Origin of the sequence: Embleya sp. NBC_00888 (genome assembly GCF_045207655.1) — a bacterium.
GTDB lineage: Bacteria > Actinomycetota > Actinomycetes > Streptomycetales > Streptomycetaceae > Embleya.
Window position 1 is genome coordinate 2896865 of sequence record NZ_CP108784.1, and the last position, 26698, is coordinate 2923562.

Below are 26698 nucleotides of genomic sequence, written 5' to 3' on the forward strand. Positions count from 1 at the left end.
CGTGCAGGGGGCGAACCCCGACCCGGGTCGGGGTACGGCGGACGGCGGCGGCGTGTGATCTGAGGCCGAGCCGCCTCCGGACGATCGGAAGGACCACACCGTGAGCAGCGAGCAGGACGGCGCACACATCGAGACGGGGGCGGACGAGGAAGAGGAGTGGTCGGGACCCGACTTCACCATGCCCTCGTGGTACACGCACCAGGACGGCGGCGCGCCCGCGCCACCGCCGTCCGGGATCCGCGCGCCCGCGCCTCCCCCGCAGGGCGACCAGGTGCCGGCGGCACCTCGGTACGGCAGCCAGGATCCGACACTGGTGCCGCCGGCACGGACGCCCGAACCGCCCGCGCCGCTGCCGTACGGGACCGGCGCCGGCGCGAACGGGCCGACCGGCGGTGCCCCGGAGCCGTACGGATCGGCCGCAGGCGCGCCCTCGGCCTCGGTGCCGCCGGCCCGCCCGGCCGGCGACCCACCCGGCTTCGGCACCCCGACGCCCGAACCGCCCGCGAACTCACCCGCGCCGACCGAACCGCCGGCCCCGTACGGCCAGGGCACCCCCGGCCGGCCCTCGGCACCGCTCCCGCACGGCACCCCCTCGGCCGAGCAGCCGCCCACCGATGCACCGGCGCCCCCCGTGCCCACCCACACTCCCGGCGAACCCACCATGGTCGTCCCGCCATCGTTCGAGAGCCCCGAACCGCCCGCCGAGGCACCGGCACCCCTCGCACCCACCTACACACCGGGCGAACCGACCATGGTCATGCCACCGTCATCCGGGGCCCCCGATCGGCCCACCGAAACGCCGCCCCACACGCCCGGCGAACCCACCATGGTCGTCCCGCCGTCCTTCGAGACCCCCGAGCCGCCGACCGACGCACCGGCGCCCCCCGCACCCACCTACACACCGGGCGAACCGACCATGGTCATGCCACCGTTCCTCGACCCGAACGGCGCTGCCGACGCGCCGGCCGCCCCGGCACCGACCTACACGCCGGGCGAGCCGACCGTGATCGTCCCGCCATCGTTCGAGACCCCCGAACCGCCCGCCGAGGCACCGGCGCCCCCCGCACCCACCCACACCCCCGGCGAACCCACCATGGTCGTCCCGCCGTCCTTCGAGACCCCCGAACCGCCCGCCGCCGAACCGCCCGCCGCCGAGCCGCGTGCGGTCGATGCCGCCCATGAACCCGGCGCTCCTGCCGCGCAGTCGGAGCACCGGGGTCCGGACCGCGCCGAACAGGCCGAGCAGGCCCCGCCGGCCGCCCGACCCAACGATGCCGCGCCCGCCGAGCAGCCGGTTTCCGCTCCGCCGAGCGACGCCGCCCCGGGCCTCGACGCGAAGCCCGCCGAGCCCGCCGCCCTCGTCGATCCCGCCGCGCCCGACGCGTCGACCGCGTCCCCCGAGCAGCCGGCCGGCGAAGCACCCGCACCCGACGGGACCGACGACGCGCGCCCGGACGCGCCGGTCGATCCGCAGGACGTGCCCACCACACCCGCCGGCGGCACCCCGATCCCCGGCCTCTCGACCGCAGCGCCGGCCCCCGAGGCGCCGCGTACGGAGCCCGCAGACGCCGCCGGACCCGCTCCACGGCACACACCCGAGCCGCCCACGCACGACAACCACCCGTCGGCCGAGCCGCAGCCGCACCGACCCGCCGCCGGCGACGCGCAGCCGATGCCCGAGCCGCACCGGGCCCCCCAAGCTCCCCCGGCTCGCCAACCCGAGGTTCGAGCCACCGAACCGCCGCAGCCCCACCCGACACCGGCAGCGGCAGCGGCAGCCGCAGCGGCCCTCGACGCACCGCAACCACAGGCCGGCGACCACCCGCAGCAGCCCCAGACCCCGGCGGGCGGGTATCCGCCGCCCGCCGGCGGATACCCGCCCTACGCACAGCAGCCCGCACCGCCGCAGGGCGCCCCCGCGCCGTATCCGCCGCCACAGCCGGGCGCCGCACACCCCGGCCCTCCGCCGCAGCAGCAGTACCCGGGCCAGGCCCAGGGCGCCCCGGTGCCCGACCCGGCGACCCGGCTGCTGCCGCCGATCACCGACGACATGGCTCCGCCCCCCGGTTTCCCGCAGCAGGCGCCGCCCCCCGGCGCCGCGCAGCAGCCCCCTCCGCCCGGCGCCCCGCAGCCTCCGGTCAGCCCGCCGCACGGCTCGCCGATGCCGCCGCCGGCCTGGTCCGGCACGGCCCCGGGCAACGGCGAGGCGTGGGGTGGCGCGGCCCCGCCGCCGACCGGACAACCGCTGCCGCCGCCCAGCGGCGAGCCGATGGCACCACCGCAGCAGCAGCGCTCGTGGATGCGGCGCGCGTTCGGCGGCAACGAGCCGGAGCAGCAGGGTGGTCAACCGCCCTACGCCCAGGCCCCCGGCCCGTACAACCAGGCTCCCGGTCCATACCAGGGCGCCCCCGCCCCGCAGGCCTACCCGCAGCCCGACCCGAACCAGGCGCACAACCCGTACGCCCAGGGCGCTCCCGGCCAGGACCAAGGCCAGGCGCCGTACGGCCACAACGGCCCCCAGGGCCAGGAACCGCAGCAGTACGGTCCGGGCGGCACCCCCTACGGCCGGCCCGAGGCGCACCAGCCGTACGCCCAGGGCACCCCGCCGCGGGGCGCCCCCGCGCCGCAGCACAACCCGTACGGCCAACCACCCGGCCCGCAGACCCCCGACCCGCAGTCGGCCCACCACCCGGGCACTCCGCCACACGGCGCACCCGGCCCGCAGGCCCAACCGGGCCCGCCGTCCGGACAACCCACCCCGGCCGACCGCGCACCCGAGCCGCCCAACCCGTACGCCCAGGCACCCGGCCCGTATGCGCAGGCGCCCGACCAGTACGCCCAGGCGCCCGACCCGAACCAGCCGTACCATCCGGGCACCCCGCCGCAGGGCGGCGGGCAGCCGCAGGCCTGGTCGCCCGACGGCGGCGCACCCGCGCGGACCGGCGGCGGCGCACCCCTGGGCTACACCGCCGCCGTCGAACTGACCAGCGACCGGCTGCTGCGCAAGCAGCCGCAACCACGTCGGCAGACCCCGCGCTTCCGGATCGGCGGCAAGTCCGCCGACGCCCGCCGGGCCGAGCGCCTGGAGCGGATCCGCACACCCGTCCTCGGCTGCTACCGGATCGCGGTGATCAGCCTCAAGGGCGGCGTCGGCAAGACCACGACCACCACCGCCCTGGGTGCGACGCTGGCCACCGAGCGCCAGGACCGGGTGATCGCGATCGATGCCAACCCGGACGCCGGCACACTCGGCCGCCGGGTCCGCCGGGAGACCGGTGCGACCATCCGCGACCTGGTCAACTCGATGGCCCACGTGCACAGTTACATGGACATCCGGCGGTTCACCTCGCAGTCCTCCAGCGGCCTGGAGATCCTGGCCAACGACGTGGACCCGGCGGTGTCCACGACGTTCAACGACGAGGACTACCGCTCGGTGATCGACCTGCTGGGCAAGCAGTACCCGATCATCCTGACCGACTCGGGCACCGGCCTGCTCTACAGCGCGATGCGCGGCGTGCTCGACCTGGCCCACCAGTTGATCGTGATCAGCACGCCCAGCGTGGACGGAGCCACCAGCGCGAGCACCACGCTCGACTGGCTGGTCGCGCACGGCTACGCGGATCTGGTCGCGAACAGCATCACGGTGATCTCCGGCGTCCGCGAGACCGGGAAGATGGTCAAGACCGAGGACATCGTGGCCCACTTCGAGACCCGCTGCCGTGCGGTCGTGGTCGTCCCGTTCGACGAACACCTGTCGGCGGGCGCGGAGTTGGATCTGGACATGATGCGGCCCAAGACCCGCGAGGCGTACTTCGAACTGGCCGCGCTGGTCGCCGAGGACTTCCACCGCACCCAGCCGTCCGAGCAACAGCACCAGTGGCAACCGCAGTACCAACAACCACAGCAGCAGGCGCCGCAGCAGCAGCCCTACTACGGCCAACCGCAACAGGCACAGCCGTACCCGCAGCAACAGCAATATCCCCAACACCAACAGCAGCAGCAACAACCGCCGCAACAACACCCGCACCAGCAGCCACACCCACAGAACCCGCAACAACCACAGCAACCCCAGCAGCCGTACTACCAGCAGCCGCCGCCCGGCGACTGGCAGCAGCAGCCCCCGCCGCACCAGGGAGGCTGACACGCCGAAGGGCCGCCCCGGAGATTCCGGGGCGGCCCTTGGCACATCCGTCGCGAAGCGGCGTGGGCGCTCAGCCCGCCGGGTCCAGGTCCGCCGCGTCGATCAGCTCACGGGCCCGCTTCACATCACGCGCCATGTGTTCCAGCAGGTCGTCGATCGAGTCGAAGCGCTCGGTACCGCGCAGGTACTCCAGGAAGTCCACCGCGACGTGCGTCCCGTACAGATCGAGGTCGGTCCGGTCCAGCGCGTACGCCTCGACCCGCCGCTCGGTGCCGTCGAAGGTCGGGTTGGTGCCGATCGAGATCGCCGCCGGCAGCCCCTCGCCATCGATCACCAGCCAGCCCGCGTACACCCCGTCGGCCGGGATCGCCGTGTACGGGAGCACCTCCAGGTTGGCCGTCGGGTAACCGAGTTCGCGCCCGCGCTGATCGCCGCGCACCACCACGCCCTCGACCCGATGCGGGCGCCCGAGCAGTTCGGCCGCGCCCGCCACGTCGCCCTCGGCGACCCGGGCCCGGACCACGGTGGACGAGAAGGTCACGTCGCCGGAGACGAACAGTTCCGGCTCGACGACCGTGAAGTCGTTCGCCACGCCCAACTCCTCCAAGAGCGCGACGTTGCCCGTCGCCTTGTGGCCGAATCGGAAATTGCGCCCCTCGACGACCACGGCCGCACGCAGCGTGTCCACCAGGACCTGCCGGACGAAGTCGACCGCGCTCTGCCGGGACAACTCGAGCGTGAACGGCACCACCAGCACCGCGTCCACCCCCAGGTCCGCCATCAGCTGCGCGCGCCGGTGGTGCGGCGTGAGCAGGGGCGGATGGCTGCCGGGCCGGACCACCTCGCTGGGGTGCGGGTCGAACGTCACCACGACCACCGGCAGCCCGCGCTCGCGACCGATCGCGACCGCCCGGCCGATCGTCCGTTGGTGCCCGCGATGCACACCGTCATAGGACCCGATCGTGACGACGGAGCGTCCCCAATCGCTGGGGACGTCCGCCAAGCCCCGCCAACGCTGCACCGTAACCGCTCCTCGTTCTTCGTGACGTGTCGCGGGTCCAGCTTCCCATGCAGGGGCCGTCGCTCGGTCCCGCCCCCGCCGTGGCGACCATCACCCCCGGATCCGGTCCGGGGCGCGGCTCAGCCCACGAACACCGCGAGCGGCCGGGCCACTCCCTGCCGGTTCTCCACCAGGGCCAGGAAGGTTCCGTCGGGCCCGAACACGCCGACCGGCCCCTCGCTGTCGTCGGCCGGCAACCGGCCGCCGTGCGATACGGCGCGCGCCTGGTCCTCGTTGACCTCGCGGCGCGGGAACGCCGCCGCGGCGGCCTCGGCGATCGGCAGCACGCCGAAGGACTCCTCGAGCTGTTCGAGCGTGTGGGCCCGATCCAGCGCGTACGGACCCACCCGGGTACGCCGCAGCGCGGTCAGGTGCCCGCCCACCCCGAGCCCGGCCCCCAGGTCGCGGGCCAGCGCGCGGATGTAGGTACCGGACGAGCAGGTCACCCGCACGTCCAGGTCGATCGTGTCGCCCTCGCGGCGGGTGGCGAGCACCTCGAACGCGGAGACGGTGACCGGTCGGGCGGCCAGCTCGAACTCCTCGCCGTCGCGTACCCGCGAATACGAGCGCTTGCCGTCGATCTTGATCGCCGACACCTTCGAGGGCACCTGGAGGATCGGGCCGGTCAGCTCGGCGACGCCCGCCGCGATCGCGGCGTCCCGCACGTGTGCGGCCGAGGTGGTCTCGGTGACCTCGCCCTCGGCGTCGTCGGTGACCGTGCTCTGCCCGAGCCGGATCGTCGCGTCGTACTCCTTCTCGGTGAGCGCGAGATGGCCCAACAGGCGGGTGGCCTTCTCGATGCCGATCACCAGGACGCCGGTGGCCATCGGGTCCAGCGTGCCCGCGTGGCCCACCCGGCGGGTGCCGGCGATCCGGCGCAGCCGGCCCACCACGTCGTGCGAGGTGAGCCCGGCCGGCTTGTCCACGATCACCAGACCGTCGGGCGGCGGGGGTCCTGCGTTGCGGCGCTTCACGCGTCGTCTCCCGGGGTTGCCTGCGCCGGAGCGACCGGCAGTAGTGCGTCGGCGAGGAGGTCCCGGAATCGGGCCACCACCTCGTCCGGTGGGTCATAGGCGGTGAATCCGGCCGCGAAGGCGTGTCCGCCGCCGCCGAACGCCCCGCAGACGCGCCCGAGGTCCACCGCGCCCTTGGACCGCGCGGACGCGCGCAGCGCGCCGTCGTCGTCCTCCTTGAGCACCAGCGCGACCTCGGCCTCGCCGCTCTTGCGGACCACGTCGATCACGCCCTCGATCTCGTCGAGGCGGATCCCGTGCGCGGCGCGTTCGGCGCGGGTGATCACGGTGGACACCAGCCCCAGGCCGCCCGCGGCGGCGGCGTCCAACTCGGCGCCCGCCAGGGCGGCGGCGAGCACCTTGAGATAACCGAATCGGCAGGTGTCCCAGATTGCCCGCTGGATCAGGTCGTGCCGTATCCCGGTGGCCATCAGCCGCGCCGCGAAGGTGTGCGTCTCGGGCGTGGTCCCCACGTACTTGAACGAGCCGGTGTCGGTGACCAGCCCGGTGTACAGCGCGGTCGCGATGTCGGCGGTCAGCGTCGCGCCGAGCCGGGTGATCAGCTCGTCGGCGAGCACCGCGGTCGCGGGCGCGTCGACGTCGATCAGGTGATGCGTCCCGAAGCGCGTGTTGGACGCGTGGTGGTCGACCACCAGCAGCGTGCCGGCCGCCTTGGCCTTGGCCTCCAACAGGCCGAGCCGAGCCGAGCCGGCCGCGTCGAAGACGGCGACCAGCTCGGGCTCCTCGGGCACCTCGGTGTGCGCCACCAGCAGGTCCTGGCCGGGCAGGAACTCCAGCGAGGACGGCACCACGAGGGGGTCGTCGCCGTAGGAGACCCGCACCGTGCGGCCCAACTCGCGCAGCGCCAACCCGACGGCGAGCGCCGAACCCAGCGCGTCGCCGTCGGGGCTGACGTGTGCCAGCAGCGTGATGTCCTCGGCCGTCAGGAGCAGGCGTACCGCCTCGTCCCAATCGGCCGCGCCCGGCGCGGTCGGCGGCACCGTCCGCACGCCCGAGTCGCCGGTCCGCGGCTTCGCTCCCGCGGCCGGGCCGGGCTCCCGGTCCGCCGCCACGCCTGGTGTCAAGGTCGGTCGCCCTCCTGTGTATCCGCCTTGGTCTCCGCCTCCGACTCGTCGTCGGAGTCCTCGGAGTCGTCCACGGCCGGAGTCCGATAGGGGTCCGCGTCACCGGCATAGCCGGCGCCCGCGGCGGTTGAGCGTACCGCCGCATCGGCCTGCTGTGCCCGGGCGAGGAGATCGTCGATGAGTTTGGCGTTGTCCGGAAGGGCGTCGGCGATGAACGTCAGCGACGGCGTGTGTCGCACGCCGGTCTGGCGGCCCACCTCACTGCGGAGTACGCCCTTGGCGCTCTCCAGCGCGGCGGCGGTCGCCGCGCGCTCGGTCTCGTCGCCGTAGACCGTGTAGAACACGGTCGCCTCACGGAGGTCACCGGTCACTCGTGCGGCGGTGATCGTCACGAACCCCAGGCGCGGGTCCTTGATCCGGCGCTCCAAGGTCTCCGCGACCACAACCTGGATACGGTCCGCGAGTTTGCGCGCCCGCGCGGTGTCGGCCACTGATCCTCCTGCGATTGCTCGGCATTTCGGCGGAACCCCCGCGCCCGGGGTCACCGGACGCGAAGGCCGCTCTCGTTGCTTGTTCTTCTTCGGTGTTCGTGCGCTGCCCGTTCGACCCGGGTCGAACGATCGTCAGTCGTCGTCCCCGTACACCCTGCGGCGTGCGGAGAGCAGTTCCAACTCGGGCCGGCCGGCGACCAGCCGTTCACAGCCGTCCAACACCTCGGCACATCGTTCGACACTCGCGGAGACCACCGCGATGCCGATCACGCTGCGCCGATGCAAATCCTGATGCTCCACCTCGGCGGCGGCAACGGCATTCTTGCGCTGAAGGTCCGCCAGGATGGGGCGGATCAGAGATCGTTTTTCCTTCAACGAGTGCACATCGCCGAACAGCACATCGAGGCTGATGGTTCCCACAAACATAGGCGACGGGCCTGGCCGGCCCGGGAGGCCTCGGGTCGGGACCGCTGGGGCCACCGACGAAAAGAACCGGGCTCGCACGTCGCGGCCCGGACACCACTGGTCACGCTTGCTCTGCTCGTACTGCGAGACGCCGGATCCGCCCGGTGTGCACCGGGCGGATCCGTCGTATCGGTTCAGCGGTTCGATCGGTTCGAGCTACCGGGTCAGCCTCGCGGCTTCTCCCGCATCTCGAACGTCTCGATGATGTCCTCGACCTTGATGTCGTTGAACGAACCGAGGTTGATACCGCACTCGAAGCCCTCGCGGACCTCGGTGACATCGTCCTTCTCGCGACGCAGGCCCTCGACGTTGAGGTTGTCGGCGACGACCGACCCCTGCCGGATGATCCGCGCCTTGGTGTTGCGCTTGATCGTCCCGCCGGTGACCATGCAGCCCGCGATGTTGCCGAGCTTGGAGGAGCGGAACACCGCGCGGATCTGCGCCGTGCCGAGCTGCACCTCTTCGTACTCGGGCTTGAGCATGCCCTTGAGCGCGGCTTCGATCTCCTCGATGGCCTGGTAGATCACCGAGTAGAAGCGGATGTCGACGCCCTCGCGGTCCGCCATCGTCCGCGCCCGGCCCTCCGGCCGGACGTTGAAGCCGATGATGATCGCGTCCGAGGCCATCGCCAGGTTGACGTTGGACTCGGTGATCGCACCGACACCCCGGTCGATGATCCGCAGCTCGACCTCTTCGCCGACCTCCAGGTTGAGCAGCGCGTCCTCCAACGCCTCCACCGAACCGGAGCCGTCACCCTTGAGGATGAGGTTGAGCTGCTGCATCTCGCCGGCCTTGAGGGCCAGGTCGAGGTCCTCGAGCGAGATCCGCTTCGAACGACGGGCCAGCAGCGCGTTGCGCTCCCGAGCCGCCCGCTTCTCGGCGATCTGGCGCGCGGTGCGCTCCTCCTCGACCACGAGGAAGTTGTCACCGGCACCCGGCACCGAGGTCAGACCCAGCACCATGACCGGACGGGACGGCGCGGCCTCGGTGAGGTTGTTGCCGTTCTCGTCGATCATCGCGCGGACCCGGCCGTACGCCTCGCCGACCACGATCGCGTCGCCGATGCGCAGGGTGCCGCGCTGGACCAGGACGGTCGCGACGGGGCCGCGGCCCTTGTCGAGGTGACCCTCGATCGCGATGCCCTGGGCCTCCTGGTGCGGGTTGGCGGTGAGCTCCAGAGCCGCGTCCGCGGTCAGTACGACCGCCTCGAGCAGCTCGTCGATGCCCAGGCCCTGCTTCGCCGAGATGTCGACGAACATCGTGTCGCCGCCGTACTCCTCGGCCACGAGCCCGTACTCGGTGAGCTGGCCACGAACCTTGGTCGGGTCCGCGCCTTCCTTGTCGATCTTGTTGACCGCCACCACGATCGGCACGCCGGCCGCCTGCGCGTGGTTGAGCGCCTCGATCGTCTGCGGCTTCACGCCGTCGTCCGCCGCGACCACGAGGATCGCGATGTCCGTCGACTTGGCGCCGCGGGCACGCATGGCGGTGAACGCCTCGTGACCCGGGGTGTCGATCAGGGTGATCTTGCGGTCGATGTCGTTGACCGTGGTCGCGACCTGGTAGGCACCGATGTGCTGGGTGATGCCACCGGCCTCGCCCGCGATCACGTTCGTCTTGCGGATCGCGTCGAGCAGGCGGGTCTTGCCGTGGTCGACGTGACCCATGACGGTGACCACCGGCGGACGCGCCTCGAGGTCGTCCTCGTCGCCCTCGTCCTCGCCCCATTCGAGGTCGAAGGACTCGAGCAGCTCGCGGTCCTCCTCCTCCGGGGAGACGATCTGGATCACGAAGTCGAGCTCGCCGGCCAGGATCTGCAGCTCCGCGTCACTGACCGACTGGGTCGAGGTGAGCAGCGAGCCGAGGTTGAACATGATCTGGACGAGAGCCGCGGGGTTCGCGTTGATCTTCTCCGCGAAGTCGGTGAGCGAGGCACCGCGCGACAGCCGGACGACACGCCCGTTGCCACGAGGAGCCATCACGCCACCGGCGGACGGAGCCTGCATGTTGTCGAACTCTTGACGACGCTGACGCTTCGACTTGCGCGCGCGGCCCGGACGCCCACCGGGACGACCGAACGCGCCCTGCGTGCCGCCGCGACCGCCGGGGCCACCACGACCGCCGCCGCCGGGACGACCGGCGAAGCCGCCGCCGCCACCGGGACGACCCGGAGCGCCGCCGCCACCACCGGGACGGGGACCGCCGAAGCCGCCACCGCCGCCGCCGGGACGACCGCCACCGCCGCCGGCACCCGCCGGACGACCGCCACCGCCGCCACCGGGACCGCCGGGACGACCGGGCGCACCACCGGGACGACCGGGACCGCCGGGGCCACGAGCGGGCGCCGGACGGTTGGGCATCATGCCCGGGTTGGGACGCGGGCCACCGGGGCCTGCGCTACCACCGGGACGGGGACCCGCGGGGCCACCCGAACCACCCGGACGCGGGCCACCGGCCGCAGGACCCTGCGGACGCGGCGGCATGCCACCGGGAGTGGGTCGACCGGCGCCGCCGGCGGCCTGCGGCCGCGGCATGCCGGTGCTGCCCGAGGTGAAGGGGTTGTTGCCCGGACGCGGGCCCGCGGGACGCGTGCCACCCGGACGGGGGGCACCTCCCTGACCGGGACCACCCGGACGCGCGCCACCGGCGGACGGAGCGCCACCGGTACGCGGACCGGAGGGACGCTCGCCACGCTCGGGACGATCGCCGCGCTCGGGACGGCCACCGGGGCCGCCCTGACCGCCACCGGCCGGACGCGGACCCGGGCGGCTACCCGCCGGACCCGAGGAGGCCGCAGCCGGACGGTCCGAACGCGGACCGCGCTCGGCCTGACCGCGGTCGCCCTGACCGCGCTCGGCCGGACCGCGGTCGCCGGGACGCGCCGCCGGGCGCGGGCCCGGAGCCGGCGCACCGGCCGGACGCTGACCCGACTGCGCCGCGGGACGCTCCGCCTGACGCGGGGCGGCCGGAGCCGCCTCCGCGGCCGGCGTGGCCGGCACCACGGGCGGAGCGGTGCTGCCCTGGGGGGCCGGGCGCGGCGCCGGGCGCGGGCCCGGGGTCGGCGCACCCGCCGGGCGCGGGCCCGGAGCGGGGGCAGGACGCGCCGAGGCGCCCTGCGGGGAACTGGGGGTGGCCGCCTGCGGCGCGCCCGAGGGCGCGGGACGCTGGGGCCGGCGGGCGGGCCCGCCTTCCGTCTTGAGTGCTTCCGTCAGTTTGCGAACAACCGGCGCCTCGATCGTCGAGGACGCCGAACGAACGAACTCACCGAGTTCTTGGAGCTTGGCCATGACGACCTTGCTCTCGACTCCGAACTCCTTGGCGAGTTCGTATACCCGGACCTTTGCCACGTCGCTCCTTCTGGTCCGGGGTTGGTCGTCCGCCGGACCGTCACTACCGCATGTCTGTACTCATCGCGTACTCATCGAGTGCTCATCGCAATCTCGACCTACTTCCGACTCGCGAGGTACTGCTTCGCTGGACCTGTCCGACCGACCTCTGACAACCCATCACCGCTCAAATAAGCACGCAGTGGTGCCGAGTCCAGCGGCCCCGGCACGCGCAAAGCCCGAACGAACGCCTTTCGACGCTCAGCCTGGGCCAGGCACTCCGGATCGGGGTGCAGATGCGCGCCCCGTCCGAGCATTCGGCCGCGGGGGTCGGGGACACAACTGCCCTCCACCGCCACGACCCGCAATAGGTCGGCCTTGGCCGCACGCTGCCGACAACCTACGCACGTTCGGCACGGAGAGGCAGTGATTTCCTGCTTCTCCGCCGTTGTACGAGGGCATGCTCGGGCTCGCCTGCGACCAGACATGTTCAAGTCTACCGCTCCTCACCGCGGCCTGGTTCGGTCGACCGTCCCCGGTCGTCCGATTCCCCGGTCTCGGTGTCCGGCCGGATGTCGATGCGCCATCCGGTCAATCGCGCGGCAAGGCGGGCATTCTGCCCCTCCTTGCCGATCGCCAGCGAGAGCTGGTAGTCGGGCACCGTCACCCGGGCGGAACGCGCGGCGAGGTCCACGACCTCGACCTTGCTCACCCGGGCCGGTGACAGCGCGTTGGCCACCATCCGCGCGGGGTCGTCCGACCAGTCGACGATGTCGATCTTCTCGCCGTTCAACTCGGCCATGACGGCACGCACGCGTGCCCCCATCGGCCCGATGCACGCGCCCTTGGGGTTGAGCCCGGCGCGCGTGGAGTAGACGGCGATCTTGGAGCGGTGGCCGGCCTCGCGGGCGATCGCGGCGATCTCGACGCTGCCGTCGGCGATCTCCGGGACCTCCAGCGCGAACAGCTTCCGCACCAGGTTGGGGTGGGTGCGCGAGAGCGTGATGGACGGCCCCTTGGGCCCACGCCGCACCTGTACGACATAGCAACGCAGGCGCATGCCGTGCGCGTACCGCTCGCCCGGTACCTGCTCCTGGGGCGGCAGGATCGCCTCGATGCGACCCAGGTCCACCAGGACGTTGCGGTTGTCCTTGCCCTGCTGGACCACGCCGGCGACGATCTCGCCCTCACGGCCGGCGAACTCGCCGAACGTGATCTCCTCCTCGGCGTCGCGCAGCCGCTGCAGGATCACCTGCTTGGCGGTGGTCGCCGCGATCCGGCCGAAGTCGTCCGGGGTGTCGTCGAACTCGCGAACGCGCTGCCCGGCCTCGTCGGTCTCGGTCGCCCACACGGTGACGTGCCCGGTGGCACGGTCCAGTTCCACGCGCGCCTTGGGCAGGCTGCCCTCGGTGCGGTGGTATGCGATCAACAGGGCCGATTCGATGGCCTCGACCAGGAGGTCGAACTTGATCTCTTTTTCGCGCTCAAGCCCGCGCAGGGCGCTCATGTCGATGTCCACGTCCTACGCCTCCTCGTCCATGGTGTTGTCGTTGTCGTTGTCGATGTCGTCCTCGACCCCGGTGTCCTCGTCGTCCTCGGCGTCGGCCGCCGGGTCCGCGCTCTTGCGGTTGAACTCGACCTGCACCACCGCCTTGGCCACCTCGTCGTAGGTCAGCCGGCGCGGCTTGCCCTCGACGTCCAACTCCACGCCGTCCGCGTCGCTCGCGCCGATCCGGCCGGTGACGGTGCCGCCGTCGTGCAGATGGACCTGGACCAGCCGATCCGCCGCGCGGCGCCAGTGGCGCTCCAGCGTCAGCGGGCGGTCCACGCCCGGGGTGGTGACTTCCAGTTGATAGGGCAGGCTGCCGAGCACGTCGCTCGGGTCGAGCACGTCCGAGACGGCCCGGCTGACCTCGGCGACCTTGTCCAGGTCGACACCGCCGTCGGCGGCGACCATCACACGCAGCACCCGGCGCTTGCCGGCGGGGGTGAGGGAGAGATCCTCCAGATCCACGCCCACCGTCGATACCACCGGCTCCAGCAACTCCCGCAGCCGGTCCAACGTGGTGGTGCTCATCCGGGTGACTCCTCGGCTGCGTGTGCTGTTGTCTCAGGTGCGTCGACCGCCCGGGGCGGGTCGGGGAAGGACAACAGTATCCGGTCCGGAGGCCATCTCGCGCACGTCCGCCCGGCGTACGCCGGATGTCCGCCGAGGTCCGCACGCCCGCATATGCGGTAGCGTCCGACACGGCCGGGGCCGGCGACGGACACCGGGCATCGCACATCACGGACGAGGTTCAGGAGCGGGACGCATGCGCGACGCGGGGCCGACGCGACGGGCCGTCCTGGGCACCGTGGCCGCGGCGACGATCGCCGCGGCCGTCGTCGGTTGCGACGACAACGGCGGGGGCGCGGACCAGGGTCGACGCCGGATCGACGACGCGGCGCGCGAACGGGCGTACGCGACGACCGGGGCACTGCTCGCGCACTACGACGCGGTCGCCGCGCGAGACGCCGCCCTGGCCGAGCGGATCCGGCCGCTGTCGCTCGAACTGCGCGAACACCTGCGCGTGTTCGCCGGGGGCGCGTCGCACTCCGCGCCGCCTCCCGCCGCCGCGCCACAGGACGCCGCCGCCGCGGGCAGCGCGGTCGCCGACCGGGCGCAGCAGGCGTCCGACGAACGGCTGACCGGACTGGACGCGGTCTCCCCCGAACTCGCCCGCAAACTGGCCGCCACCGCCGCGTGCCTGGCGGGTCACGCCCAACTGCTTCGGAGCGCATCGTGAGCACGCCGCGACCGGCCCCGTCCGGGTCCGCCAACCCCGAGGTCCGGGCGCTGAGCGAGGCGTTGCAGGCGGAGCACGCGGCGGTCTACGGCTACGGCGTGGCCGGTGGCCGACTGACCGGTGCCGCGCGCACTCAGGCGCGCACCGCGTTGGACACGCACCGGGCCCGCCGGGACACGATCGCGCGGCTGATCACCGATCGGGGCGCGGCGGCGCCGGCCGCGGCGCCCGCGTACACGATCCCGTTCCCGGTGGGCACGCCCGCGGACGCGACCCGGCTCGCGGTGCACCTGGAGGACGGGGTCGCGGTCCGGCTGGGCGAGTTGGTGGCCCTCGCGGGCGCCCCGCTGCGGAACGAGGCGGCGGGCTGGTTGCGCGAGACCGCGGTGTGGGCGGTGCGCTGGCGCGGCGCGAGTACCCCCTTCCCGGGGTTGCCCGCGTCGACCGAGCCCGGCACTCCGACGGCCGGGGGCCGCACGTGAGCGATCGGGTCGAGGTGCCGGAACGATTGACCCGGACCGCGCTGCGCTGGTGCGGCGAGGAGGTCGCCCGCCCGTGGCTCGCCGGGCTGCCGGACGCGGTCGCCGAGTACGCGCAGCGCTGGGGGCTGACCATCGAGCGGCCGATCATCCCGGGCGGCGCGCTCAGCCTGACCTTCCTGGTCCGGCTCGCGGACGGGACGCCCGCCACGCTCAAGCTCGGCCTGATCGACCGCTACACCACGCACGAGGCGGCCGCGCTCGCGTTGTGGGACGGCGTCGGGGCGGTCCGGCTGTTGGACGGTGATCCGCAGCGCGGCGCGCTGTTGCTGGAGCGGCTCCAGCCGGATGTGTCGCTGCGCTCGCTGGCCGAGGACCGGGCGATGCTGGAGGCGGCCGAGGTGGTCCGCAGGTTGTGGGTGACGCCGCCCGCGGACTGCGCGATCGAGCCGGTCGCGGATCGGGCCGGGCACTGGGCCGAATCGATCCCTCGCCGGTACGCGGACCTGGCCGGCCCGTGCCCCCGGGCACTGGTCGACGAGGCGGTGGCGCTGTGCCGCGAGTTGGCCGACTCGCAGCCCGAGGTCGTGGTCCTGCACACCGACTGCCACCACGGCAACGTGCTGGCGGGTACCCGGGCGAAGTGGCTGGCGATCGACCCGCGCCCGATGCTCGGCGAACGCGCCTTCGACCTGGGCCCGCTGGTGCGGGACCGGATGGCCACGGTGGTCGCCGAGCCGCGCCCGCAGGCGCTGGTGCGGCGGCGGGTGACCTGGCTGGCGAACGCGTTGGACCTGGACGCCGAGCGGGTGCGCGGGTGGGCCCTGGTGCAGGCGTTGGCGCTGGGCCTGTGGTGCGTGTCGGTCGACGATCCGGCGGGCGAGGACCTGCTCTCCGTCGCCGAGTGGCTCTCCTGATCCGGTGCTCGCGAGGCCCCGCCCGGATCCTGCGTCGCGCGGGGGTCGGGCCGGTCAGGTGAACGGCAGGATCGCGCCCATCACCGCGTAGGGACGGTCGTTGCCCGGGAACAACACCGGGCGGGCCAGGTCCCGGAACCCCAGGCCCCGGTACAACCGGCGGGCCGGGGTCTGCTCGTCGATCGCGGACAGCAGGATGTGCGACCGGTCCTGTCCCCGGCACAGCAGGCTGATCAGGGTGCGTCCGATGCCGTGGCCCTGCCAGCGCGGCAACACGTGCAGTTCGCCGACCACGAACGATTCGTCCAGCCAGGCCCGATGTCCGGCCCGGGCCAGGTGCGGCTCGATCACCAGGCTCCACCACTGGTCGGTGAGGTTGGGGTAGCCGTAGCCGAATCCGACCAGCCGGCCCGCGTCGTCGAACGCGCCCAGCGAGCGCACCCCGGCGAAGGTCGCGTGCCGGCGCATTATCCGCTGCCGCACCGCGATCTCGTCGTCGGCCAGACCGAACGCGCCGGCCTGGACGTCGACCGCCTCGTCCGCGTACTCGGCGAGATCGACGACCCGGCACGTCCACTCCATCAGCACACGCACTCCCTCGGGGCCGGGTCCCGCCGCCGCCCACGCACCACCGGCTCGGGCCGCATACCGGCGCGCCTGATCGCAGCGTTCCGATTCGACCCGGACCACATCCGCTCCGGCCCCATCAGAACAGCACGCTCATGAAGGTGCCGGTCTCGGCGAAGCCGACCCGCCGGTAGGCCGCGCGTGCGGGGCCGTTGTAGCTGTTCACGTACAGGCTGGCGATCGGGGCGACCTCGCTCAGCGCGTGGCGCAGCACGGCGGCCATGCCGATCTCGGACAGGCCCTCGCCGCGCCGCTCCGGCGCCACCCACACGCCCTGGATCTGGCACGCGTGCCGGGTGACCGCGCCGATCTCCGCCTTGAACACCACCCGGCCCTCCTCGATCCGGGCGAACGCGCGACCACCGGCGATCAGTTCGGCCACGCGCGCGCGGTACAGCGTGCCGCCGTCGCCGATCAGCGGCGAGACGCCGACCTCCTCGGTGAACATCGCCACGCACGCCGGCATCATCAGATCCAGTTCGTCCGGACGCACCCGGCGCACCAGCGGATCCGCCGCCACCTCGCGCGAGGGCTGGTCGGCGACCATCAGCGGCTGGATCGGGCGGACGTCGCGGGCCGGGCCCCACACGGGTTCGAGCAGCCGCCACAGGTCGGCCGCCGCCTCGGCCGGGCCGACGATCGACGAGCAGCGCCGGCCCTGGCGGCGGGCCCGCTCGGCGAAGGAGCGTATGGCGTCCGGGCCGGCCTCGACCGGGACCAGGTTCGCGCCCGCGTAGCACAGCGAGGTGAGCCGACCGCTCTGGTAGTACCCCCACAGTTCGCCGCCCAGCCGCCACGGATCGACGCCCGCGAGGCGGACCCGGGACGCGACGAAGACGTTCGTGACGGGGTCACGGTCGAGCAGCGCCTGGACGGCGGACAGGTCGGTCCCGTCCAGGACTTTGGTGGAAACCGAGCTCAGCACGTGCCTCACCATGCCATCGGGCGGACCTTGGGGAAATGCCAGTCTTGCGGCACCACCCTATGCAGGTCCGGGCCGCGCGCGCCGCCCGGGAGGCGACGGGTTCTGCGACCGGGGCCGGCGGCCCCCCGCGGGCGGGTCAGCGGCGGAGCCGGGGGACCGCCGATCGGCGCGAACGGGGCTCGCTCGACGCGGCGCCGGCGCACTCGATGTCGGTCGCCGGCAGGGTGCCGTCGACCAGGTAGGCGGTGCCTCGCTCGTCGACGCACCCGCCGTCGACGAGGTAGTGCCCGTGGTTGCCGTTGTCGCGCACGGTCAGCAGTCGCGAGGAGGGCAGCGCGGCGTGCATGCGCAGGGCCCCGTCGTAGGGCGTCGCCGGGTCGCCGACGGACTGGATCAGCAGTACGCCGGGCAGCCCGGCGCCGTCGATCCGGGTCGGCGGCGCGGTGTTGCTCTGCAGGTACAGGCACGCGCCGGGGGACGCGATGGCCGCGCCCAGCGCGCCGTGCCGGGCCCGGAGCAGGGCCATGTCGCGCTCGAACACCGACTCGTCGGCCGGGGCGGGCGCGTCCGCGCAGGTGACGGTCTGCATCACCGATTCGAAGTTGACCTCGTCCTCGGTCGCCGGCTTGCGCCCGGCGATCAGCGCGGCCGGATCGCCCGACGCGTAGTCCCCGAGCGCGCCGGACATGCTCGCCCAGTCCCGGTCGGTGTACAGCCTGCCGAGCGTGTACTGGTCGAGTTCGACGCCGCCGAACACGCCGCCCGCAGGGTGCGCGGCGAGTTCGGTGCGCAGTCGGTCCCAGGTCGCCAGCACGGCCGGCGGGGTCGAACCCAGGTGGAAGCGGTCCGCCCGCTCGGCGGTCCACGCGGCCCACGCGCGCCGGCGCGCGTCGAATCCGGCGGCCTGGAGGAAACCGGTCTCGTACCAGACCCGGGTCGGGTCGACCAGGCTGTCCAGGAGCATCCGGTGCACCCGGTTCGGGAAGAGCTGCCCATAGACCGCGCCCAGGTAGCTGCCGTACGAATAGCCCAGGATCGAAAGCCGATCCGCGCCGAACGCGGCGCGGACCAGGTCGAGGTCGCGCGCGATGTCCCGGGTGCTCAGGTGCGGCAGGAGGTCCGCGGCGGACGCGCGGCAGCCGTCGGCGAACGCGCGGGTGGCGGCCAGGTGCGCCGCCCGGCCGGCGGGCATCGCCGGGTCGGGCTTGGGCCCGCGGCCGAACGTCGCCGGGTCGGTGCACGTCACCCGGGTGCTCGTGCCGCGCCCGCGCAGATCGAAGCCGATCAGGTCGTAGGCCCGGCGCACCCGCTCGGGCAGGCCGCCGGCCAGTGCCGCCATCGAGCCGACGGCGGCGGCGCCCGGACCGCCGAAGTTGACCATCAGGATGCCCTGGTACTCGGCCGCGGTCCCGGTCGCCGCGACCTTGGAGACGCCGACCCGGATCCGCGGGCCGGCCGGGCGGGCGTGGTCCAGCGGCACGCCGATGTCGCCGCAGTGCTCCCCCGGCGCGGTGCCCGACGGGCAGTCGCCCCACACGATCGGCTCGGTCTGTGCCCGGGCGGGCGCGGCGGCGGTCAGCACGGCGGCGGTCAGCGCGCCGGCCAGCAGGACGCGGACGGCGCGGGTCACGATTCCTCGCAGGTGGTGTCGCGGCCCGCCGGGAGCGTGCCATCGGTCAGATAGGCCGCGGCGGCCCGCAGGACACAGTCGTTGGGCTGGAACGCGAGGATCCCGTGGTCGCCCTCGCCGAGCACGGTGATCAGATGCGAGGACGGCAGCGCGTGGTGCAGCGCGCCCGCCCCGGCGGGCGGGGTGGCCGGATCCCGGGTGCCCTGGATCAGCAGCACCGGCGGCAGGTCGTGGCCGTCGATCGTCGGCGGCGTGCGCGCGGGCACCGGCCAGAACGCGCAGGGCGCGTTCAGCCACGTGTTGGACCAGGTCACCAGCGGCGCGACCCGATCCACGGCGCGGGCGTCGCGGTCCCAGACCGACCAGTCGCGCGGCCACGGACCGTCGTGGCATTCGACGGCGGTGTAGACCGCGGTGCCGTTGGCGTCCTGCGCGGTGGGTGGGGCGTACAGCGCGGCCAGCGGGGCCGGGTCGCCCGCGTCGTGGGCGCGCAACGCCCGGGCGAACCCGGGCCAGGTCTGCGAGCCGTACAGGATCCGGGTGGCGATGTCGCGCAGCTCGGCGGGGCCGAGCCTGCCGCCGGCGGGCTCGACCCGGACGTGGGCGAGCACGCGGGCGAACACGTCGTCCAGGTCGGCGCCCTCGGCCGCGACGAAGTCCCGCCAACGGGCCTGGAAGGCGACGTCCTGCCGCAGGTTGGCGCCGTACCAGATCTGGTCCGGGCGCGGGTCGACGACGCTGTCCAGGATCATCCGGTCGACCCGCTCGGGGAACGACTGCCCGTAGACCGCGCCGAGATAGGTGCCGTACGACCAGCCGATGAAGGAGATCCGGGGTTCGCCCAGCGCGGCGCGGACCAGGTCGAGGTCGCGCGCGTTCTCCGACGTGCCCAGGTGCGGCAGCAGATCGCCGGCCCGCTCGGCGCAACCTCGCGCGTAGTCGCGGGCCCGCTCGACCAGGCGCTGTTCGTCCTGCGCCGTGACGGGCACCGGATCCGGCTTCGGCGCCCGGTCGAAGCTCGGGTCGACGCACGAGATGGGGTCGCTGTGGTGGTTGCCGCGCGGGTCGACGCCGACGATGTCGTAGCTCTGCCGCACCCGTTCCGGCAGCGCGCGTCCCACCAGGTCGGCCAGCCACATGCCGCCGCCGCCCGGGCCGCCGGGGTTGACCACGATCGTGCCGAGCCGGGGCTTGCCGCCCAGGGCCCGTGCCATCGAGACGCCCAGCGTGGTGGTGGGCCCGTCGGGACGCGCGTGGTCGATCGGAACGGCCAGAGTCCCGCAGCGCAGTCCGGGTGCGGCGACGTCGGCCGGGCACGCGCCCCAGGCGATGCCGGGCGACACCCGGGCCGGTGCTCGCCCGCCCGGGTCGGGACCGCCGACGGGGCCCGCCGCGGTGCCCACGATCATGCCGGCGACGGCCAGTGCGGCCACGATGACGCGTCCCACGCGCGACGCCCCTCCCCCGGGGGCGATGCCCCGATCATGTATCTCGATGATCGGGGTCGGTTACCGGGGGTAGGAACGCATCAACGATATGTCACTCGGGTGGGCGAGTGGATTGATCCGGTCGGGCGGCGACCGTCGGGCCGCTCCGCGTCCGGCCGAGGCCGGTGTCGGAGGCGCGTCGGGCCGGTATCGGGCCGGGACAGCGAGGCCGGCTCGGGACCGGCCGCGCGCCGGCCGCGTGCCGGCCCCGGGGCGGGACCGGCTCAGGCGATGTCGACGATCGGGTCGCCGCTGATCACGCCGTCCGCCTGCATCTGCTCGGCGAGCTTGAGCGCCTCCTCGATCAGGGTCTCGACGATCTTCGACTCGGGCACGGTCTTGATCACCTCGCCCTTGACGAAGATCTGGCCCTTGCCGTTGCCGGACGCCACTCCCAGATCCGCCTCGCGGGCCTCGCCGGGCCCGTTGACGACGCAGCCCATGACGGCCACCCGCAGCGGCACCTTGAGTCCGTCCAGGCCCGCGGTGACCTGCTCGGCGAGCTTGTACACGTCGACCTGGGCGCGGCCGCAGGACGGGCAGGAGACGATCTCCAGGCCACGCTGCCGCAGGCCCAGCGACTCCAGGATCTGGTTGCCGACCTTGATCTCCTCGACCGGCGGGGCGGAGAGGGAGACCCGGATGGTGTCGCCGATGCCCTGCGCGAGCAGCGCGCCGAACGCGACCGAGGACTTGATCGTGCCCTGGAACGCGGGACCGGCCTCGGTGACGCCCAGGTGCAGCGGATAGTCGCAACGCTCGGCGAGCAGCCGGTAGGCCTCGATCATCACGACCGGGTCGTTGTGCTTGACCGAGATCTTGATGTCCCGGAAGTCGTGCTCCTCGAACAGCGAGCACTCCCACAGCGCGGACTCCACCAGCGCCTCCGGGGTGGCCTTGCCGTGCTTGGCCAGCAGCCGCTTGTCCAGCGACCCGGCGTTGACGCCGATCCGGATCGGGGTGCCGGCGGCGGAGGCGGCCTTGGCGATCTCGGCGATCTTGTCGTCGAACTGCTTGATGTTGCCCGGGTTCACCCGTACCGCGGCGCAGCCCGCGTCGATCGCGGCGAAGACGTACTTCGGCTGGAAGTGGATGTCCGCGATCACCGGGATCTGCGACTTGCGGGCGATCGCGGGCAACGCGTCGGCGTCGTCCTGCGAGGGCACCGCGACCCGGACGATCTGGCAGCCGGACGCGGTCAGCTCGGCGATCTGCTGAAGCGTGGCGTTGACGTCGGAGGTAAGGGTGGTGGTCATGGACTGCACCGACACCGGGGCGTCTCCGCCGACGGCCACGTTGCCGACCATGATCTGCCGAGACTTGCGGCGCGGCTTGAGGGGCCGGGCAGGTACGGACGGCATTCCGAGCTGGATCGCGGTCATCTTCGCTTTAGTCCCGTGGGTCGGCGCGGTAGGTCGGACTCAACGCTACGCCACCGCACACCGGTGCGGACGCGCCCGTGCCCCCGTGCCGACCCACCTGTTGCCTGATCGACACAAGGGGGGCCGGCGGGGCGTCTTGTCCGGTGCTCTCCCGAGCGCTAGTGCCGTGCCGGGCGCCGCGACGGGGGGCAAACGTTGCCGGGCGCGGCACTAGGTCACCTTCACCGGGTTGATCAGGTCGGCGATCAACACCAGCACGGTGAAGGCGATGAAGATCGAGGCCACGACGTAGGCGACCGGCATCAGCCTGGCCACGTCGAACGGGCCCGGGTCCGGCCGCTTGCGCAGGCTCGCGATCCGGCGACGGATCGACTCCCACCACGCGCCGACCACGTGACCGCCGTCGAGCGGGAGCAGCGGCAGCATGTTGAACAGGAACAGCGACACGTTGAAGCCCGCGATGATGAAGATCATCAGACCGACCCGCTGGGACGCGGGCACGTCCAGCGCGGCCACCTCGCCGCCGACCCGGGCCGCGCCGACCACGCCGACCGGGGAGTCCTGGTCGCGTTCGTCGCCCTGGAAGGCCGCGCCCCACAGCGCGGGCACCTTCTGCGGGATGCGCAGCAGGCTGTGGAACGCGCTCTTGACCAGGTCGCCCGTGTACTCGACGGACTCGGCGGCGCTCTGGCGCTGGATCCCCCGCGCCGGACTGATGCCCAGGAAGCCGGTGGTGACGTACTGATCGGCCACCGGGCGTCCGTCGCCGTCGAGCTTGATCATCTTGTTCTGCTCGAGCACCGGCTTGAGGGTGACGAGTTCGCCCTTGCGGTCGACCACGAGGGTGACCTCGCCGGACGACTTGCGGATCAGGCCCTGGAGCTTGTCGTAGTCGCCGATCCTCTGACCGTTGAACGACACGATGCGGTCGCCCGGCAGCAGACCGGCCGCCTTGCCGGGGGCGGCCTTGGCGCCCTCGGGGCACTTGTCGGTCTTCGCGTCGGCACTGACCACGCATTCCGAGACGGTGCTCACCGTCGAGGTGGTCTCGGGGATCCCGAAGCCCATCAGGTACACCGCGAGCAGCCCGATGGCCAGGATCAGGTTCATGAACGGCCCGGCCAGCATGATGATCGTGCGCTGCCACGGCTTGCGCTGGTAGAACATCCGGTCCTCGTCGCCGGGACCGACCTCCTCGTAGGACGCCTCGCGGGCCTCCTCGATCATGCTGCGCCACGGTGAGGTGCTGCGGGCCTGTACCTTGCCCGACGCGTCGGGCGGGAACATGCCGATCAGCCGGCAGTAGCCGCCCGCCGGGATCGCCTTGAGCCCGTACTCGGTCTCACCGATCTTCCTCGACCACAGCGTCTTGCCGAAGCCGACCATGTACTGCGGCACCCGCACGCCGAACATCTTGCCGGTGACCAGGTGGCCCGCCTCGTGCCAGGCGATGGAGAACAGCAGGCCCACGACAAAGACGACGATGCCGAGGATCGTCATGAACAGGGTCAACGGGGTTCTCCTCCGTGGGCGATGATCTCGCGTGCCCGTCGGCGCGCCCAGTCCTCCGCGTCGAGGACGTCATCCAGTGTCAGCCGGTTGCCGTCCCCACGTACATCATGCTCGCTCACGACGCGGGCGACCGTGTCGGTGATGCCGTTGAACCCCAGTCGTCCCGCGATGAACGCGTCCACGCACTCCTCGTTGGCCGCGTTGAACACGGCCGGCGCGGTGCCGCCGGCGCGCCCCGCGGCGCACGCCAGCTCGACCGCCGGGAACGCCTCGTTGTCGAGCGGGAAGAACTCCCACGTGGCCGCCTTGGTCCAGTCGCAGCCGGCCGCCACGTTCGGCACCCGGTCCGGCCAGGACAGACCGAGCGCGATCGGCAGCCGCATGTCCGGCGGCGACGCCTGGGCCAGGGTCGAGCCGTCCACGAACTCGACCATCGAGTGCACGATCGACTGCGGGTGCACGACGACGTCGATCCGGTCGAACGGGATGTCGTAGAGCAGGTGCGCCTCGATCACCTCCAGGCCCTTGTTGACCAGGGTCGCCGAGTTGATCGTGATCACCGGGCCCATGTCCCAGGTGGGGTGGGCGGCGGCCTCCTCGGGCGTGACGTCGACCAGGTCGGCGCGGCTGCGACCGCGGAACGGGCCGCCGCTGGCGGTCACCACGAGCCGCTTGACCTGGTCGGCCCGACCGCCGCGCAGCGCCTGGATCAGCGCCGAGTGCTCGGAGTCGACCGGGACGATCTGGCCGGGCTTGGCGATCGCCTTGACCAGCGGGCCGCCGACGATCAGCGACTCCTTGTTGGCCAGCGCGAGGGTGCGGCCGGCGGTCAGCGCGGCGAGCGTGGGGGCCAGGCCGATCGAGCCGGTGATCCCGTTCAGGACGACGTCGCACGGATGCGCGGCCAGTTCGGTGGCGGCGGTGGGGCCGGCCAGGATGCGCGGCAGCTTGTACTCGCCCTTGGCGTAGCCGCGCCGCTGGGCCTCGGCGTAGAAGGCCAGTTGCAGGTCCTGGGCGGCGGACGCCTTGGCCACCGCGACCACCTCGACCGCCAGTTCGAGCGCCTGTCGCGCCAGCTCCTCGACCCGGCCGCCGCCGGCGGACAGGCCGACGATCCGGAACAGGTCGGGGTGGGCGCGCACCACGTCGATGGTCTGGGTCCCGATCGACCCGGTGGAGCCGAGCAGGACGATGTCCCGCCGGGTGGTCGACTGGTCGCGGGCGGCGAAGGGCACGTACGGATCGGCCAGGGAGTCCATCCGACCATTGTGGCCCGCGCCGGCTCGGCGCCGAGCGCAGGTCGACCGATTGCCCTCGGTGGCCGCCCGGGGACCGCGCGTGTCGACGGGCGCGGCCGGCGGGGTGCCCCCGCCGGCCGCGGGCGGCTCAGCCGACCGGTCGGTGTACGTTGTCCACTTTGGCCGGGCCGGGTGTCGCGTCGGCGATCCACGGGCCTTCGGTGGACGGGTCGAGCACGCCCTCCTCCAGCCACAGGTGCCGGCCCGCCAGCACGCCCTCCACCGCCTTGACGTCCAGCTCGTCGGTGTTCTTCCACAACCGGCCGAACAGCTCGTCCACCCGGATCTGCGCCTGCCGGCAGAACAGGTCGGCGAGTTCGTACGCGGCCCGGCCCTGCTCGAGGTCGCGCCGGCGCAGCATGTCGGCCCGCACGCACACCGCGCTCATCGCGAACAGTTCGGCGCCGACGTCGACGATCCGGCCGAGGAAGCCCTGTTTGCGCTCCATCGCGCCCTGCCAGCGGGCCATTCCGTAGAAGGTGGAGCGGGCCAGCCGGCGCGAGGCGCGCTCGACGAAGCGCAGGTGCGCGGCCAGGCTCGGCGCGCCGGCCGGGGCGAACTCGCGGTAGGACGTGGGCACCTGCCCCTTGCCGGTGACCAGTTTGGGCAGCCACTTCGCGTAGAAGACGCCCGCGTCGGCGGCGGCCTTGCCCTTGGCCTTCAGATCCGCGTCGGGGTCGATGATGTCGCCGGCCACCGCCAGGTGGGCGTCCACCGCCTCGCGCGCGATCAGCAGGTGCATGATCTCGGTCGAGCCCTCGAAGATGCGGTTGATCCGCATGTCGCGCAACATCTGCTCGGCGGGTACGCCGCGTTCGCCCCGGGCCCGCAGCGAGGCGGCGGTCTCGTAGCCGCGGCCGCCCCTGATCTGCACGAGTTCGTCGCTGACCGTCCAACCCACCTCGGACGCGTACAACTTCGCCAGCGCCGCCTCGATCCGGATGTCGCGGCGGTCCTCGTCGGCCATCCGGGCGGTCAGCTCCAGCACCGCCTCCAGCGCGAAGGCGCTCGCCGCGATGTAGGCGATCTTGCCCGCGACCGCCTCGTGTCCGGCGATCGGCCGACCCCACTGCTCGCGCTCGCCCGCCCACTCGCGGGCCACCTTCAGCGACCACTTGGCCGCGCCGGCGCACATCGCGGGCAGCGAGAGCCGGCCGGTGTTGAGCGTGGTCAGCGCGATCTTCAGGCCCGCGCCCTCGGCCCCGATCCGGTTCGCCGCGGGGACCCGGACGTTGTGGAAGCGGGTCACGCCGTTTTCGATGCCGCGCAGGCCCATGAAGGCGTTGCGGTTCTCCACGGTGATGCCGGGGCTGTCCGCGTCCACGACGAAGGCGGTGATCCCGCCGCGCCGGCCCTCGGCCTTGGGCACCCGAGCCATCACCACGAGCAGCCCGGCGACCACGCCGTTGGTGGTCCACAACTTCACGCCGTCCAGGACGTACGCCTCGCCGTCCTCGGTGGGCACCGCGGAGGTGGCCAGCCGGGCCGGGTCCGAGCCGACGTCGGGCTCGGTGAGCAGGAACGCGCTGACCTCGCGCACACAGCGCGGCAGGAACTCGCGCTTCTGCTCGTCGGTGCCGAACATCTTGACCGGCTGCGGCACACCGATCGACTGGTGCGCGGACAGCAGCGCGCCGAGCGCGGCGTTGACCGAACCGACCAGGACCAGGGCCTTGTTGTAGTAGAGCTGACTCAGACCCAGGCCGCCGTACTCGGTGTCGATCTTCATACCCAGCGCGCCGATCTCGGCCAGGCCCTTGATCACCTCGTCCGGGATCCGCGCGTCGCGTTCGATCACGGTGGGATCCACCCGGGTGACGAGGAACTCGCGGAGCACCGCGAGGAAGTCCTCCCCCCGACGAATCTCCTCGGCGTCCGCCTCGGGATGCGGGTGGACGAGGTCGAGCCGAAAGCGTCCGAGGAACAACTCCTTGGCGAAACTGGGCTTGTCCCAGTCCTGTTGCCGTGCTTCCTCGGCGACCTTGCGGGCTTCGCGTTCGCTGACAGGGGGCATGGCGGACTCCTCGCGGACTCGCAGCGGACCGACGTTGTTACCGATCGGTGTTACCTGCCC

At 73.0% G+C, this 26698-nt stretch carries 21 protein-coding genes; 4 read left to right on the top strand and 17 right to left on the bottom strand.

Features of this window, described 5'->3' with window-relative positions; translation table 11 throughout:
• The first annotated feature begins 100 nt into the window (after nucleotides 1–100).
• Nucleotides 101–4141: an AAA family ATPase gene (locus OG948_RS11610; RefSeq protein ID WP_406295995.1), complete on the top strand. Its 4041-nt coding sequence runs from the start codon at nucleotides 101–103 to the stop codon at nucleotides 4139–4141.
• A gap of 70 nt (nucleotides 4142–4211) precedes the next feature.
• Here the strand turns inward: OG948_RS11610 and OG948_RS11615 are convergent, their stop codons facing one another.
• From OG948_RS11615 to rimP, 9 genes are all read right to left on the bottom strand, one after another.
• Nucleotides 4212–5162: a bifunctional riboflavin kinase/FAD synthetase gene (locus OG948_RS11615; protein WP_406295996.1), complete on the bottom strand. Its 951-nt coding sequence runs from the start codon at nucleotides 5160–5162 to the stop codon at nucleotides 4212–4214.
• 119 nt (nucleotides 5163–5281) lie between these two features.
• Nucleotides 5282–6175: a tRNA pseudouridine(55) synthase TruB gene (truB, locus tag OG948_RS11620; RefSeq protein ID WP_406295998.1), complete on the bottom strand. Its 894-nt coding sequence runs from the start codon at nucleotides 6173–6175 to the stop codon at nucleotides 5282–5284.
• The gene (locus OG948_RS11625) at nucleotides 6172–7299 is read right to left on the bottom strand and encodes a bifunctional oligoribonuclease/PAP phosphatase NrnA (RefSeq protein ID WP_406296000.1); all 1128 of its coding nucleotides are present in this window, start codon (nucleotides 7297–7299) and stop codon (nucleotides 6172–6174) included. Before OG948_RS11625 ends, truB begins: the two co-directional genes overlap by 4 nt.
• On the bottom strand, nucleotides 7296–7790 hold the full coding sequence (gene rbfA / locus OG948_RS11630) for a 30S ribosome-binding factor RbfA (RefSeq protein ID WP_391582779.1): 495 nt from the start codon (nucleotides 7788–7790) through the stop codon (nucleotides 7296–7298). Before rbfA ends, OG948_RS11625 begins: the two co-directional genes overlap by 4 nt.
• Nucleotides 7791–7922: 132 nt before the next feature.
• Entirely contained in the window at nucleotides 7923–8216 is a 294-nt protein-coding gene (locus OG948_RS11635; protein WP_395862144.1) for a DUF503 domain-containing protein, read from the bottom strand.
• A 203-nt stretch (nucleotides 8217–8419) separates the two neighbouring features.
• Nucleotides 8420–11602 carry a translation initiation factor IF-2 gene (gene infB / locus OG948_RS11640; RefSeq protein WP_395862142.1) on the bottom strand — a complete coding sequence of 1061 codons (3183 nt, stop codon included), beginning with the start codon at nucleotides 11600–11602 and terminating at the stop codon, nucleotides 8420–8422.
• 98 nt (nucleotides 11603–11700) lie between these two features.
• Nucleotides 11701–12069 (bottom strand): YlxR family protein, encoded by a 369-nt coding sequence (locus OG948_RS11645; RefSeq protein ID WP_406300231.1) that lies wholly within the window; start codon nucleotides 12067–12069, stop codon nucleotides 11701–11703.
• Between the two features lie 8 nt (nucleotides 12070–12077).
• Complete coding sequence (gene nusA, locus OG948_RS11650) at nucleotides 12078–13100, bottom strand: transcription termination factor NusA (RefSeq protein WP_395862140.1); 1023 nt, start codon at nucleotides 13098–13100, stop codon at nucleotides 12078–12080.
• Between the two features lie 3 nt (nucleotides 13101–13103).
• Complete coding sequence (rimP, locus tag OG948_RS11655) at nucleotides 13104–13658, bottom strand: ribosome maturation factor RimP (protein WP_406296003.1); 555 nt, start codon at nucleotides 13656–13658, stop codon at nucleotides 13104–13106.
• Nucleotides 13659–13893: 235 nt separating this feature from the next.
• Between rimP and OG948_RS11660 the strand changes: the two genes are divergently transcribed.
• Genes OG948_RS11660 through OG948_RS11670 form a run of 3 tightly spaced genes read left to right on the top strand, consistent with a single transcriptional unit; the run spans nucleotide 13894 to nucleotide 15763 of the window.
• Nucleotides 13894–14367 carry a hypothetical protein gene (locus OG948_RS11660; RefSeq protein WP_406296005.1) on the top strand — a complete coding sequence of 158 codons (474 nt, stop codon included), beginning with the start codon at nucleotides 13894–13896 and terminating at the stop codon, nucleotides 14365–14367.
• Complete coding sequence (locus OG948_RS11665; protein WP_406296006.1) at nucleotides 14364–14849, top strand: ferritin-like domain-containing protein; 486 nt, start codon at nucleotides 14364–14366, stop codon at nucleotides 14847–14849. The genes OG948_RS11660 and OG948_RS11665 overlap by 4 nt, the downstream gene beginning before the upstream one ends.
• A complete protein-coding gene (locus tag OG948_RS11670) occupies nucleotides 14846–15763 on the top strand; it encodes an aminoglycoside phosphotransferase family protein (RefSeq protein ID WP_406296008.1) in 918 nt (305 codons plus the stop codon). The genes OG948_RS11665 and OG948_RS11670 overlap by 4 nt, the downstream gene beginning before the upstream one ends.
• Nucleotides 15764–15817: 54 nt before the next feature.
• Here the strand turns inward: OG948_RS11670 and OG948_RS11675 are convergent, their stop codons facing one another.
• From OG948_RS11675 to OG948_RS11710, 8 genes are all read right to left on the bottom strand, one after another.
• On the bottom strand, nucleotides 15818–16345 hold the full coding sequence (locus tag OG948_RS11675) for a GNAT family N-acetyltransferase (RefSeq protein WP_406296010.1): 528 nt from the start codon (nucleotides 16343–16345) through the stop codon (nucleotides 15818–15820).
• Between the two features lie 124 nt (nucleotides 16346–16469).
• Nucleotides 16470–17327 (bottom strand): GNAT family N-acetyltransferase, encoded by an 858-nt coding sequence (locus OG948_RS11680; RefSeq protein ID WP_395862128.1) that lies wholly within the window; start codon nucleotides 17325–17327, stop codon nucleotides 16470–16472.
• A 124-nt stretch (nucleotides 17328–17451) separates the two neighbouring features.
• A complete protein-coding gene (locus OG948_RS11685; protein ID WP_406296011.1) occupies nucleotides 17452–18945 on the bottom strand; it encodes an alpha/beta hydrolase in 1494 nt (497 codons plus the stop codon).
• A complete protein-coding gene (locus OG948_RS11690) occupies nucleotides 18942–20393 on the bottom strand; it encodes an alpha/beta hydrolase (protein ID WP_406296013.1) in 1452 nt (483 codons plus the stop codon). The genes OG948_RS11685 and OG948_RS11690 overlap by 4 nt, the downstream gene beginning before the upstream one ends.
• 263 nt (nucleotides 20394–20656) lie before the next feature.
• Nucleotides 20657–21814 (bottom strand): flavodoxin-dependent (E)-4-hydroxy-3-methylbut-2-enyl-diphosphate synthase, encoded by a 1158-nt coding sequence (ispG, locus tag OG948_RS11695; RefSeq protein ID WP_406296014.1) that lies wholly within the window; start codon nucleotides 21812–21814, stop codon nucleotides 20657–20659.
• A gap of 210 nt (nucleotides 21815–22024) precedes the next feature.
• Complete coding sequence (locus tag OG948_RS11700) at nucleotides 22025–23326, bottom strand: M50 family metallopeptidase (RefSeq protein WP_406296016.1); 1302 nt, start codon at nucleotides 23324–23326, stop codon at nucleotides 22025–22027.
• Nucleotides 23323–24585: a 1-deoxy-D-xylulose-5-phosphate reductoisomerase gene (gene dxr / locus OG948_RS11705; RefSeq protein ID WP_395862120.1), complete on the bottom strand. Its 1263-nt coding sequence runs from the start codon at nucleotides 24583–24585 to the stop codon at nucleotides 23323–23325. The genes OG948_RS11700 and dxr overlap by 4 nt, the downstream gene beginning before the upstream one ends.
• 127 nt (nucleotides 24586–24712) lie before the next feature.
• The gene (locus tag OG948_RS11710) at nucleotides 24713–26638 is read right to left on the bottom strand and encodes an acyl-CoA dehydrogenase family protein (protein ID WP_406296018.1); all 1926 of its coding nucleotides are present in this window, start codon (nucleotides 26636–26638) and stop codon (nucleotides 24713–24715) included.
• Nucleotides 26639–26698: the final 60 nt, after the last annotated feature.